The 11,509-nt window shown below is 65.9% G+C and carries 13 protein-coding genes and 1 tRNA gene; 7 read left to right on the top strand and 7 right to left on the bottom strand.

Annotated elements, in window-relative coordinates; all coding sequences use genetic code 11:
- Positions 1-69: 69 nt before the first annotated feature.
- The 5 genes from NUW81_RS04540 to purS all read right to left on the bottom strand — a co-directional run bounded on the left by NUW81_RS04540 (position 70) and on the right by purS (position 2,676).
- Positions 70-717, bottom strand: coding sequence for a hypothetical protein (locus NUW81_RS04540; RefSeq protein WP_245110796.1), 648 nt, complete (start codon positions 715-717; stop codon positions 70-72).
- A 178-nt stretch (positions 718-895) separates the two neighbouring features.
- Positions 896-1,576: a polyamine aminopropyltransferase gene (locus NUW81_RS04535; protein ID WP_245110793.1), complete on the bottom strand. Its 681-nt coding sequence runs from the start codon at positions 1,574-1,576 to the stop codon at positions 896-898.
- A 78-nt stretch (positions 1,577-1,654) separates the two neighbouring features.
- Positions 1,655-1,731: transfer RNA gene (locus tag NUW81_RS04530), tRNA-Arg, on the bottom strand.
- Positions 1,732-1,783: 52 nt separating this feature from the next.
- The gene (gene purQ, locus NUW81_RS04525) at positions 1,784-2,449 is read right to left on the bottom strand and encodes a phosphoribosylformylglycinamidine synthase subunit PurQ (RefSeq protein WP_245110791.1); all 666 of its coding nucleotides are present in this window, start codon (positions 2,447-2,449) and stop codon (positions 1,784-1,786) included.
- Positions 2,446-2,676, bottom strand: coding sequence for a phosphoribosylformylglycinamidine synthase subunit PurS (gene purS, locus NUW81_RS04520; protein WP_245110789.1), 231 nt, complete (start codon positions 2,674-2,676; stop codon positions 2,446-2,448). The genes purQ and purS overlap by 4 nt, the downstream gene beginning before the upstream one ends.
- Positions 2,677-2,875: 199 nt before the next feature.
- On the opposite strand from purS, the gene NUW81_RS04515 reads away from it, so the two are divergent.
- Both NUW81_RS04515 and NUW81_RS04510 read left to right on the top strand, forming a co-directional pair.
- Complete coding sequence (locus NUW81_RS04515) at positions 2,876-3,004, top strand: hypothetical protein (protein ID WP_260508536.1); 129 nt, start codon at positions 2,876-2,878, stop codon at positions 3,002-3,004.
- Positions 3,005-3,035: 31 nt separating this feature from the next.
- Positions 3,036-3,437 carry a PaaI family thioesterase gene (locus NUW81_RS04510; protein ID WP_245110786.1) on the top strand — a complete coding sequence of 134 codons (402 nt, stop codon included), beginning with the start codon at positions 3,036-3,038 and terminating at the stop codon, positions 3,435-3,437.
- 10 nt (positions 3,438-3,447) lie between these two features.
- Here NUW81_RS04510 and NUW81_RS04505 read toward each other — a convergent pair whose 3' ends face one another.
- Complete coding sequence (locus NUW81_RS04505) at positions 3,448-4,566, bottom strand: acyl-CoA dehydrogenase family protein (RefSeq protein WP_245113682.1); 1,119 nt, start codon at positions 4,564-4,566, stop codon at positions 3,448-3,450.
- 10 nt (positions 4,567-4,576) lie between these two features.
- A complete protein-coding gene (locus NUW81_RS04500; RefSeq protein ID WP_245110784.1) occupies positions 4,577-5,734 on the bottom strand; it encodes an acyl-CoA dehydrogenase family protein in 1,158 nt (385 codons plus the stop codon).
- A gap of 80 nt (positions 5,735-5,814) precedes the next feature.
- On the opposite strand from NUW81_RS04500, the gene NUW81_RS04495 reads away from it, so the two are divergent.
- The 5 genes from NUW81_RS04495 to NUW81_RS04475 all read left to right on the top strand — a co-directional run bounded on the left by NUW81_RS04495 (position 5,815) and on the right by NUW81_RS04475 (position 11,488).
- Positions 5,815-7,062 carry an acyl-CoA dehydrogenase family protein gene (locus tag NUW81_RS04495; protein ID WP_245110781.1) on the top strand — a complete coding sequence of 416 codons (1,248 nt, stop codon included), beginning with the start codon at positions 5,815-5,817 and terminating at the stop codon, positions 7,060-7,062.
- A complete protein-coding gene (locus tag NUW81_RS04490; protein WP_245110779.1) occupies positions 7,059-7,835 on the top strand; it encodes an SDR family NAD(P)-dependent oxidoreductase in 777 nt (258 codons plus the stop codon). The genes NUW81_RS04495 and NUW81_RS04490 overlap by 4 nt, the downstream gene beginning before the upstream one ends.
- Complete coding sequence (locus NUW81_RS04485; RefSeq protein ID WP_245110777.1) at positions 7,832-8,590, top strand: SDR family NAD(P)-dependent oxidoreductase; 759 nt, start codon at positions 7,832-7,834, stop codon at positions 8,588-8,590. Before NUW81_RS04490 ends, NUW81_RS04485 begins: the two co-directional genes overlap by 4 nt.
- Before the next feature lie 185 nt (positions 8,591-8,775).
- Positions 8,776-10,830 (top strand): 3-hydroxyacyl-CoA dehydrogenase NAD-binding domain-containing protein, encoded by a 2,055-nt coding sequence (locus NUW81_RS04480; RefSeq protein WP_245110774.1) that lies wholly within the window; start codon positions 8,776-8,778, stop codon positions 10,828-10,830.
- Between the two features lie 112 nt (positions 10,831-10,942).
- Positions 10,943-11,488: a cytochrome b gene (locus NUW81_RS04475; protein WP_245110771.1), complete on the top strand. Its 546-nt coding sequence runs from the start codon at positions 10,943-10,945 to the stop codon at positions 11,486-11,488.
- The last annotated feature ends 21 nt before the right edge of the window (positions 11,489-11,509 follow it).

Here is an 11,509-nt window from a genome sequence, read left to right as displayed (position 1 = left end):
GCGCGGATTTGCGGGGGTGTTCCGAGGGCTAGACCAAAGGGGGGGGCAGCGGAGACTGGCCGGAAGCCCTCAGTAATTCACCCAGGGCGGCACGGGCATCGCCCCGCCCGAGGCGGTGAAGCTCACCATCTCCTCCTCGATCTTCGCGCCATGGTTGTAGCGGCGCGGCAGGCGACCTGCGACATGGAAGCGGAAGGCGTCGCTACGGGTGGCGGGGGCGTGAAACTGGATCGAGATATCGCGTGCCGCCAGTTCGCTGCCGTCCCAGCAGGAGCGGAAGTGGCGCCCCGTGCCCGAAGCCCCGTCATTGATTTCGAGGGTCAGCGAGGTGACGGCGAACCCGCCATCCTCGCCGCGCTTGAGGTCGAGGCGCAACATGGCGCGGTCGAGACGGTTGTGCATCTCCGCCATTTCGACAAGCGAGGTCGAGGTTTCATACGTAGCCTCGCCGAAGCTGGCGACGAAGATGATGGCGGTCGGCGGTTCGGCCCGCTCCTTGTCGAGCCCCGACTTGGGGTCGGGATCGCGCCAGCTGGCGAAATAGGGGTGCCGCGGCGAGCGGATGTCCTTGAGGATCGAACCGAAGGCGCGAAGCGCCATCGCCTCGCCCTGATGGATCGTCTCGGCGGGGACAGGGGGATAGGAGCGGAGCGGCGAGCCGGGCGAAAAGTCATGCTCGAATACCGCGACCGGGTCGAGCGGCAGGGCTTTTGGCATTGGACGCAACTCCCCCGACGGCCATCACGGCCGGACCAGATGCGCCCAGCCTATCAGAAGCCGGCGTCGGGGCCATAGGGGTTCGCGTCAGCGCGAGCGAAGACGCCCGGGGACGATGCGCTGCTGCCGGCTTCGTCGGAGATGGACCGCGGCGCCTAGCGCTTGAGAGCGAACCAGCCTAGCGCTTGCGCGCGAACCAGATGGTGTGCTGCGGGCCCTTGTTGTTCGGGCGGGCGCGCACGGTGCGCGTTTCCACCAGCATCCCGCTATTCTTCAAGCGGCGGGTGAAGGCGGGGTCGGGGGCCGCCGACCAGATGGCGAGGATGCCTCCCGGATTGAGCGCGTCGCGTGCCCTGTCGAGCCCGTCGCGCGTATAGAGCCGGTCATTGTCGTCGCGCACGATGCCGTCGGGCCCGTTGTCGACATCGAGGAGGATGGCGTCCCAGCGGGGAGTGCTGCCTTCGGCGGCATCGTCGATCAGCGCCGCGACGTCGGCGATGACCACCTCGCCCCGCTTATCGTCGAGACTGTCCCCGGTGAGATGCGCGAGCGGCCCGCGCGCCCAGTCGAGGATCTCGGGCACGACTTCCGCCACGGTCACGTGCCCGCCCTCGGCAAGGGCGGCGAGCGCGGCGCGGTAGGTAAAGCCGAGGCCGTAGCCGCCAATGAGGATGCGGGGCGCCTTCGCCTTGAGCTGCCGGAGCGTCAGCACCGCCAGCTGCTCCTCCGAAAATTGCATGCGGGTGCCCATCAGCTCGTCGGCGCCGAGCTTGACGACGAAATCGCGCCCATGGCTGACCAGCGTCAGGGTATCGCCGCCGGGAATCTGCGCGGTGGCAAGGGTCTTGCGAGGTAACATGCACGGGGCCCTAGCCCAGATCGGGCGGGTGGGGCGACGGAAAAAAATCGTGGCGTGATCGATAGCCTGAGCAGGGAATGGTGCGCCCGGGTGGATTCGAACCACCGGCCTCAAGATTAGAAGTCTCGTGCTCTATCCAACTGAGCTACGGGCGCCCGGGAATCGGGTTAGCGATTTTCCCTCGATTTGCGAACCGGCAATCGCGCGTCAGGCGATCTGGTTGACCAGCGCTTCGAACAGCCGCCTGCCGTCAGTATTGCCGTGGGCGGCCTCGAAGGCGCGCTCGGGGTGGGGCATCATGCCCAGCACGTTGCGCTTTTCCGACAGGATGCCGGCAATGTCGCGGGCCGAGCCGTTGGGGTTCTCGACATAGCGGAAGGCGACGCGGCCCTCGCCCTCGAGCCGGTCGAGCGTTTCCGCATCGGCCTGGTAGTTGCCGTCATGATGGGCGACGGGAATGGTGATCTCCTCGCCCTCCGCATAGCCACGAAGGAAAGGGCTGTCGCTGGTGCCGACCTTGAGACGGGCATCGCGGCAGATGAAATGCAGCGTGGCGTTGCGCATCAGCGCGCCCGGCAGCAGCCGCGCCTCGGTAAGGAGCTGGAAGCCGTTGCAGATGCCGATGGTGGGCACGCCCCTGTCGGCGGCGGCGGCGACCGCCTTCATGACGGGGCTGACCGCGGCCATCGCGCCAGAGCGCAGGTAATCGCCATAGGAGAAACCGCCGGGCAGGCCGATGAGGTCGGTGCCGGCGGGCAATTCGGTCTCGGCATGCCAGACCATGTTGGGCTTCTTGCCGGTCACGCCCTCGAAGGCGACGGCAAGGTCGCGGTCGCAGTTGGACCCGGGGAAGACGATGACGGCGGCGGTCACAGCACTTCCACCGCGTAATTCTCGATCACCGTATTGGCGAGCAGCTGTTCGCACATCTTGTTGATGGTCTCTTCGGACGTGCCGTCGGCAAGGTCGAGCATGATGACCTTGCCCGCGCGGACATCCTCGACACCCTCGAAACCGAGGCCGCCGAGGGCATGGTGGATGGCCTTGCCCTGCGGATCGAGAACACCGGGTTTGAGGGTGATGGTCACGCGCGCTTTCATGGCAGTCCTCGATGCTGGTCAGATGGTTTCCCCGCCCGCTAGCGCAAAGCGGGGCCGAGGCCAAGCTTTACGCTTTGCTAACCTTATTCGCTCACATTGTCTCAATCGCGGACAGGAGTCGGGGGCCATCGGGGCACCCGGGGTTCGCCTGTGGGGCATTTGGGAGAGAGAGACGATGATCGTCGGATTGTCATCTGTGATGTTCGTTGCATTGTTCGGCTGGGGTGCCGAATATTTCGGCTGGAGCGATCCGCACGGCCGCGTGCAGTGGGCGCTTTTCGCCTCCTTCGTGCTCGGCATCCTCGCGGGCTACAAGACCAAGGGCTGACTTCGGTCCTTTGATGGGGTAGCGGGCGCGCATGGACATGGCGCCGCACCCCGACCTTCCGCCTTATGCGCAACTGCTTCGCCTGTCGGTCGAGAAGATCGACGGGCGCGTGCGTTTTCGCATGCCCTTCCATGACGATGTGACGGGGCGCCCCGGTTTCCTGCATGGCGGGGCGATCGCCGCGCTCCTGGAATTCGCCGCTTATGCGACGCTGCGCGACCGGCTCGGCACGGACGATGCCGTGCGGATCAAGCCGGTCACGGTGACGGTCGATTACATGCGCGGCGGGCGCCCGCGCGAGACGCAGGCCGAAGCGGTGATCGAGCGGCTCGGGCGGCGGCTGGCGAACATCGACGCCTTCGCGTGGCAGGACGACCGCGACACGCCGATCGCGAGCGCGCGGATGAACGTGCTCCTCGAGCGCGACGCCTGAGCGGCGGGGACTAGCGCCCCGCCACCTTGAGCGCGTGGTAATTGGGGCTGCCGAACAGCTCGTCCACCACTGCCTGCCGCTTCATGTAGAAGCCGATGTCATGTTCGTCGGTCATGCCGATGCCGCCGAACATCTGCACGGCCTCCTGGACGGCGAGGCGGCTGACGCTACCCGCCTTGGCCTTGGCGACCGAGACCATGAGGTCGGCGCGGGGCCCGCCCTCGTCCATCAGCTGCGCGGCCTTCAGGGTGGCGGCGCGCGCAATCTCGATCTCGCCCCACAGGTGCGCGGCGCGGTGCTGGAGCGCCTGGAAGCTGCCGATCGGCACGCCGAACTGCTTGCGCTCCTTCAGATAGTCGTTGGTCATGCCGAAGGCACCGGCAGCGACGCCGGTGAGTTCGGAGGCGGCACCCGCGCTGCCCGCGGCGAGCGCACGGTCAAGCGGCGCCCAGCCGCCATCGACCTCGCCGACCACCGCATCGGCATCGACCTCGACCTTGTCCAGCGTCAGGCGTGCGGCCTTCGAGGCATCGGCCAGAGCGACATTCTCGATCTCGAGGCCTTTCGCCTCCTTCTCCAGCGCGAAGAGCGTGATGCCGTCCTTCTCGCCCGCGCTGCCCGCGGTGCGGGCGGCAACGAGGATGAGGTCGGCGCTGGCGCCATGGACGACGAACTGTTTCTCGCCCGAGAGGGTGAAGCCATTGCCCGAGCGGGTGGCTTCGAGCGCGGTGTTGGCGGGCGCATGATGCGCGCCCTCATCGACCGCGAGCGCGGCGACGGTCTCGCCCGACAGGATGGTCGGGAACCAGCGGCTGGCGTGGGCCGTGCCTTCCAGCGCGCGGACAGTGGCGACCGCAGTGGTCAGGAAGGGCGAGGGGGTGAGGTTGCGGCCCACTTCCTCGAGCACGATGTTCGCCTCGACCTGGCCGAGGCCCGAACCGCCCTCTTCCTCGGGGATGAGGATACCGGTGAGGCCGAGTTCGGCGAACTGCTTCCACAGGCCATGGCCGAAGCCGTCCTTGCAACCGATGTCGCGCCAGTGCCTGAGCTGGGTTTCGATCTTCCCTTCCTCCGCCATGAAGGGGCGGACGGTGTCCTGGAGCATGACCTGGTCGTCGTTGAGTTTCATCATGGCTGGATCAGGCTCCCGGGAGCTGGAGGATATGCTTGGCGATGATGCCGAGCTGGATTTCGGAGGTGCCGCCCTCGATGGAGTTCGCCTTCGTGCGGAGCCAGTCGCGGGGCTTGGCACCGCCCTTCGAGCGGTCGCTTTCCCATTCGAGCGCGTCGCTGCCGCCGCCCTGCATGATCAGCTCGTGGCGGCGCTTGTTCAGCTCGGTGCCGGCATATTTCATCATGCTGGGCTCGGCGGGATGCGCTTCGCCCGCCTTCAGCCGGTCGATGAAGGCCTCGCTCATCGCCTGGAAGGCGAGGGCGTCGACGTCGAAGCGGGCAAGGTCGGCGGCGAGGATGGCGTCGGCCTCGGGGATCGCTTCGCTGAGGAGCGAGGAGCCGCGCTCGCCGCCAAGGCCCATGCCCGAGATCATCTCGCGTTCGTGGCCGAGGAGATATTTGGCGACGGTCCAGCCCTCGTTTTCCTTGTGGACGAGCTGGTCCTTGGGGACCTTCACATCATCGAAGAAGGTCTCGCAGAAGGGGCTGTAGCCGCTGATCAGCTTGATCGGCTTGGTCGACACGCCCTCCGACGCCATGTCGAAGAGGAGGAAGCTGATGCCGCCGTGCTTGCTCTCTTTCGAGGTGCGCACGAGGCAGAAGATCCAGTCGGCCTGATCGGCGTAGCTGGTCCACACCTTCTGGCCGTTGACGACATAATGGTCGCCCGCATCGTCGGCGCTAGTGCGAAGCCCCGCGAGGTCGCTGCCCGCGCCGGGTTCCGAATAGCCCTGGCACCAGCGGATCTCGCCGCGCGCGATCTCGGGGAGGAAGCGCTTTTTCTGCTCCTCGGTGCCGAATTTCAACAGCGCGGGGCCGAGCATCGAGATGCCGAAGCTGGTGAGCGGGGTGCGCACGCCCATCTTCTTCATCTCGGCCTTGAGGATCTTCGATTCCTCGGGGGAAAGGCCGCCGCCGCCATATTCCTTCGGCCAGTCGGGCACGGTCCAGCCGCGTTCCCCCGCTTTCTCGAGCCATGTCTTCTGGTCGTCCGACTGGAAGACGAAATCGCGACCGCCCCAGCAAATGTCCTTTTCGGACTTCATCGGGGTGCGCATGGAGGCGGGCACATTGGCCTCCAGCCAACTCCGCACGTCGCGTTTGAATGTCTCCAGATCGGCCATGGCCTTGTCCTTTACGAAAACGGCAAGTAGCTCCGTTTTGGAACGCTACCGAAGCGTTGGCAACAGGGGAGAGAGCTCGGATGGACTTTGACCTTACGGAAAGGCAGGCCTTTTTCCGCGATCGCGTGAAGGCGTTCATCGACGAGCACGTCCGCCCGCGAGTCGGGGATTATCATTCGCAGATCGCCGAGGGTGACCGCTGGCAGCCGCTGCCGGTGATCGAGGAGCTGAAGCCGCTCGCCCGTGAGGCGGGGCTGTGGAACCTGTTCATGCCGCCGGGCGGCCAGCTCAGCCATGTCGACGAGAGTTTCGAGTTCGAGGGCGAACAGCTCACCAACCTCGAATATGCGCTGTGCGCCGAGGAAATGGGGCGCATCATGTGGTCCTCCGAAGTCTTCAACTGCTCGGCGCCCGACACCGGCAACATGGAGGTCTTCCACCGCTACGGTACGCGCGAACAAAAAGAGCAGTGGCTTGGCCCCCTGATGCGCGGCGAGATCCGCTCGGCCTTCCTGATGACCGAGCCGGGCGTCGCTTCTTCCGATGCCACCAACATCGAATGCTCGATCACCCGCGACGGCGATGACTATGTCATCAACGGCAGGAAATGGTGGTCGAGCGGGGCAGGGGACCCGCGCGCGAAAGTCGCGATCCTGATGGGCAAGACCGACCCCGAGGAACACAAGTATCGCCAGCAGTCGATGATCCTCATGCCGCTGGACGCCGACGGCGTGACGGTCGAGCGCCCGCTCACCGTCTACGGCTATGACGATGCGCCGCACGGCCATATGGAAATCCGTCTCGACAATGTCCGCGTGCCCGCTTCCAACCTCTTGCTCGGCGAAGGACGCGGCTTCGAGATCGCGCAAGGCCGCCTCGGGCCCGGCCGCATCCACCATTGCATGCGCACCATCGGCGCGGCGGAAGAAGCGCTCGAACTGATGGTGAAGCGCCTCAATGCCCGTGTCGCCTTCGGCAAGACCATCGCCGAACATTCGATCTGGGAGCAGCGCGTCGCCGATGCGCGGATCGAGATCGACTGCACGCGGCTTCTCTGCCTCAAGGCTGCCGACATGATGGACAAGGTCGGCAACAAGCACGCCAAGGCCGAGATCGCGATGATCAAGGTGAAGGCGCCGAACATGGCGCTCAAGGTCATCGACGACGCCGTCCAGGCCTTCGGCGGCGCGGGCGTCAGCCAGGACACGCCGCTCGCGGGCATGTGGGCGGGCATCCGCACGCTGCGCCTCGCCGACGGCCCCGACGAGGTGCATGCGCGGAGCATCGCCAAGCTCGAATATGCCAAACATGCGGAGATTGCCCGATGACCGATCCCTTCGACCTTTCAGGCAAGAGCGCCATCGTCACCGGCTCCAGCCGCGGCATCGGCAAGGCGATCGCCGAACAGCTGGCGATGCGCGGCGCCAATGTCGTCATCTCGAGCCGCACGCAGGAAACCTGCGAGGAAGTCGCCACGGCGATCAACGCGGCGGGGAAAGGCAAGGCCATCGCGGTCGCTGCCAACATCTCGGACAAGGCGGGGCTGCAGGCGATGGTCGATCGAGCCAATGCCGAATTCGGCCAGGTCGACATCCTCGTCTGCAACGCCGCCTCCAACCCCTATTACGGGCCGATGGGCGGGATCACCGACGAGCAGTTCGAGAAAATCCTCCAGAACAATGTCATCTCGAACCACTGGCTGATCCAGATGGTCGCGCCCGGCATGCTGGAGCGCGAGGACGGCTCGATCGTCATCGTCTCCTCGATCGGGGGCATGACGGCCAGCACCACCATCGGTGCCTATAACGTCTCCAAGGCCGCCGACTTCCAGCTGGCGCGCAACCTTGCCGCCGAGTTCGGGCCCAGGAAGGTTCGCGTGAACTGCATCGCGCCGGGCCTCATCCGCACCGACTTCGCCAAGGCGCTGTGGGAGAACCCCGAGCTCCTCAAGAAGATCACCCGCCACATGCCTCTTCGCCGCATCGGAGAGCCCGAGGAAATCGCGGGCGCGGCGGTTTATCTCGCTTCGCCTGCCAGTAGCTACATGACCGGCCAGAGCATCGTCGTCGACGGCGGGTCGACCATCGGAGCAGGGCTGTGAGCAAGGGGCGTCTCGAGGGCAAGGTCGCCATCATCACCGGCGCGGGCTCGGGGATAGGGCGCGCGACCGCCGACCTGTGGCGCAGCGAAGGCGCCACCGTGGTCGGCGCCGACCTCATGGGCACCGACGTCGAGGTCGATGCAGGCTCCGAGCAGAGCGTTAAATCGCTCATCGACCAGACCGTCGACCAGCATGGCGGGCTCGACATCCTGTTCGCCAATGCGGGCGTCTCGGGCGGGTTCGACGGCATCTTCGACCAGGACGAGCGTGCCTGGGCCGAGATCCTGCGCGTCAACCTGATCGGCCCCGCGATGGCGATCAAGCATGCCGCGCCGCACATCAAGAAGCGCGGCGGCGGCTCGATCATCGTCACCGCAAGCGTCGCGGGCCTGCGCTCGGGCGCGGGCGGGCCGGCCTATACGGCCTCGAAAGCGGGCGTCATCAACCTCGTCAAGATCAGCGCCCAGCAGCTCACCGGCTCGGGCGTGCGCGTCAATGCCATCTGCCCCGGCCTGATCGAGACCGGCATGACCCAGTTCATCTACGACCATGCGCGCCAGAAGGGCCGCGAGGCCGAGATCGGCAGCCTCAATCCCCTGCAGCGCGGCGGCGAGCCTGAAGAGATCGCCCATGCCGCCCTGTTCCTCGCCTCCGAGGAGGCATCCTACGTCAACGGCCACGCGTTAGTCGTCGACGGCGGACTTTCCAGTTCCCACCCCTATACGCGGCAAGTCTACGGCCGCACCGCAAGCTAGGACTTGGGTTAATGTGGCATCGAAGTGATAAACACGTTGTGATGGGCAAGCTCCGAAAGGAGCTGCCAGATGCAGAAAACCTACAAGGACCTAAGTGTTAAAGAACGTTCCGTGAAAAACCGGGCGAAACGCTATCGTATGGCCTCGACTACTGGCCGAACGGAAAAAGCAAAGAAGGAAAAGAAATGAGCGATCCCATCAGCACCGAAGACCACGGCCCCGTCCGCATCATCTGGTCGGACAATCCGCCCGTGAACGCGCTGGGCGCGGCGGTGCGGCAGGGTCTCGTGCGCGAGATCGAGGCGGCCGAGGCTGATGACAGCATCGAAGCCGTGGTCATCGCCTGCAAGGGCCGCACCTTCTTCGCGGGCGCCGACATCAGCGAGTTCGGAAAGCCGCCGGTGATGCCGTGGCTGCCGACCGTCGTCGACCGCATCGAGGCCTGCGAGAAGCCCGTCGTCGCGGCAATCCACGGCACCGCGCTTGGCGGCGGCTGCGAGGTCGCGCTCGGTTGTCACTATCGCGTCGCGCTGCCGACCGCGAAGCTCGGCTTCCCTGAAGTCAATCTCGGCCTGCTCCCCGGCGCCGGCGGCACCCAGCGCGGTCCCCGCGTCGCGGGCGTCGAGCTGGCGCTGCAGATGGCGGTCACCGGCAAGCCCGTCAGCGCGCAGGTCGCGGCCGACGCCGGCCTCGTCGACCGCATCGTCGAGGGCGACCTCATCGAACATGCCGTCGCTTATGCCAACGAGGTGAAGGACACCCGCCCGCTGCCGCGCTCGTCGCAGCGCGATGATCGCATCAAGGATGCCGACCCGTCGGTGTTCGAGGAGTTCAAGAAGAAGAACGCCAAGCTGTTCCGCGGCGACGTCGCGCCGGCCGCCAACCTCGAGCTCATCAAGGTCGCGACCGAAAAGCCCTATGAGGAAGGCGTCATCGCCGAGCGCAACAAGTTCATGGAATTGATGGTCGGCGACCAGGCCAAGGCGCGCCAGTACTTCTTCTTCGCCGAGCGCAAGGCCTCGAAGATCGAAGGCGTGGACGACAGCGTCCAGCCGCGCGAGATCAAGCGCGTCGGCGTCATCGGTGCCGGCACCATGGGCGGCGGCATCTCGATGAACTTCCTCACCGCGGGCATCCCCGTGACCATCGTCGAGATGAACCAGGATGCGCTCGATCGCGGCACCGGCATCATGCGCAAGAACTATGAATCGACCGCCAAGAAGGGCCGCATGACGCCCGAGCAGGTCGAGGGCGCGATGGGGCTCCTGAAGCCCAGCCTCGACTTTGGCGACCTCGCCGAATGCGACCTCATCATCGAGGCGGTCTACGAGAATATGGACGTGAAGAAGGAAATCTTCGGGCGTCTTGACGGCATTGCGAAGAAGGGCGCCATCCTCGCGTCCAACACCAGCTACCTCGACATCAACGAGATCGCCGCTTCGACCAGCCGCCCCGAGGACGTACTCGGCCTCCACTTCTTCTCGCCCGCCAACATCATGAAGCTCCTCGAGGTCGTGCGCGGCGACAAGACCGCCGACGACGTGCTCGTCACGGCGATGGCGCTGGCCAAGAAGATCCGCAAGGTCGCGGTCATCGCGGGCGTCTGCTACGGCTTCATCGGCAACCGCATGCTCATCCCGCGCCAGCTCGAGGCCGAGAAGCTCCTCATGGAAGGCGCCACGCCCGCCCAGGTCGACAAGGTCCATGTCGAATTCGGCATGCCGATGGGCCCCTTCCAGATGGCCGACCTAGCGGGCGTCGACATCGGCTGGCACCGCGATCCCAGCCGCATCGAGAGCATCCGCGACGCGCTCTGCGCCATCGACCGCTGGGGCCAGAAGAAGGGCGCGGGCTTCTACGACTATGACGAGAACCGCCGCCCGAGCCCGTCGGAGAAGGTGCAAGGCATCATCGAGGACTTCGCCAAGCAGAAGGGCGTCGAGAGCCACGACATCGACGAGCAGGAAATCATCGAGCGCACGCTCTACACGATGGTCAACGAGGGCGCGAAAATCCTCGAGGAAGGCAAGGCGCAGCGCGCCTCCGACATCGACGTCGTCTGGGTCTATGGCTACGGCTGGCCGGTGTATCGCGGCGGCCCGATGTACTGGGCCGACAGCGTCGGCCTCGACAAGATCGTCGAGGGGCTGAAGCGCCAGCAGGACCATCTCGGCGACAACTTCAGCTTCTCGCAGCTCCTTCTCGACAAGGCCGAGAAGGGCGAGAAGTTCACGCGCTAGGCGCGCATTGCTGAAGGAAACGGCCGTCGTCACAACAGGTGACGGCGGCCTTTTTCGTTGAACATGGCGCGGCGTCATGCCAGCGTCCGCGCAACATCATTCCGGGGGGAACATGCAAAAGCCGCTTCACCGTTATTCGACGCTCGCCGCCTTCTGGCACTGGCTCGCCGCCGCGCTGGTCATCGGCCAGTTCACGACCGGCTGGCTGTTCCACAAGGTCTACGAGAAGGGCACCCCCGAGCGCGCCGACTGGTTCGAGTGGCACAAGACGCTCGGCGCGGCGCTGATCCTCGTGGTGCTCTTCCGCCTCCTCACCCGCTTCTTCACTACCGCGCCCAAGCAGCCCGAGCGGCTGCCCGCCTGGGAACGGCTGGCAGGCGGCATCAGCCACTTCCTGCTCTATGTCTTCATGGTCGCCATTCCGCTCGGCGGTCTCATGGCGGTCTCCGACAAGGGCGGCATGGTGGGCTTGAAGTTCGGGCTCGCCTTCCCCGCCGTGCCGGGCGTGACCGAAGCGGTCGCCGACTGGGCCGGCGATGCGCACGAGACCTATGTGTGGGCCTTTGCCGCCTTGCTCGGCGTCCACCTCCTCGCGGCGGTCTACCACCAGAGCCGACGCGATGCCGCTGCGGGACGAATGCCCCCCTTCAAGCGGTAGCTATGGGCTAGGCGCGGAGAC

The sequence above is a fragment of the Sphingomicrobium aestuariivivum genome, assembly GCF_024721585.1.
Taxonomy (GTDB): domain Bacteria; phylum Pseudomonadota; class Alphaproteobacteria; order Sphingomonadales; family Sphingomonadaceae; genus Sphingomicrobium; species Sphingomicrobium aestuariivivum.
The sequence above is the reverse complement of the archived record's forward strand: the minus strand, read 5'-3'. Positions and strand labels throughout refer to the sequence as shown.

What these genes read in the sequence shown, in the direction of transcription:
- NUW81_RS04515 (WP_260508536.1), top strand. Translation starts at nt 2,876, where the DNA reads ATGTTCGTTGCATTGTTCGGCTGGGGTGCCGAATATTTCGGCTGGAGC.
- purS (WP_245110789.1), bottom strand. Translation starts at nt 2,676, where the DNA reads ATGAAAGCGCGCGTGACCATCACCCTCAAACCCGGTGTTCTCGATCCG.
- NUW81_RS04510 (WP_245110786.1), top strand. Translation starts at nt 3,036, where the DNA reads ATGGACATGGCGCCGCACCCCGACCTTCCGCCTTATGCGCAACTGCTT.
- NUW81_RS04495 (WP_245110781.1), top strand. Translation starts at nt 5,815, where the DNA reads ATGGACTTTGACCTTACGGAAAGGCAGGCCTTTTTCCGCGATCGCGTG.
- NUW81_RS04500 (WP_245110784.1), bottom strand. Translation starts at nt 5,734, where the DNA reads ATGGCCGATCTGGAGACATTCAAACGCGACGTGCGGAGTTGGCTGGAG.
- NUW81_RS04475 (WP_245110771.1), top strand. Translation starts at nt 10,943, where the DNA reads ATGCAAAAGCCGCTTCACCGTTATTCGACGCTCGCCGCCTTCTGGCAC.
- NUW81_RS04535 (WP_245110793.1), bottom strand. Translation starts at nt 1,576, where the DNA reads ATGTTACCTCGCAAGACCCTTGCCACCGCGCAGATTCCCGGCGGCGAT.
- NUW81_RS04505 (WP_245113682.1), bottom strand. Translation starts at nt 4,566, where the DNA reads ATGAAACTCAACGACGACCAGGTCATGCTCCAGGACACCGTCCGCCCC.
- NUW81_RS04490 (WP_245110779.1), top strand. Translation starts at nt 7,059, where the DNA reads ATGACCGATCCCTTCGACCTTTCAGGCAAGAGCGCCATCGTCACCGGC.
- NUW81_RS04480 (WP_245110774.1), top strand. Translation starts at nt 8,776, where the DNA reads ATGAGCGATCCCATCAGCACCGAAGACCACGGCCCCGTCCGCATCATC.
- NUW81_RS04540 (WP_245110796.1), bottom strand. Translation starts at nt 717, where the DNA reads ATGCCAAAAGCCCTGCCGCTCGACCCGGTCGCGGTATTCGAGCATGAC.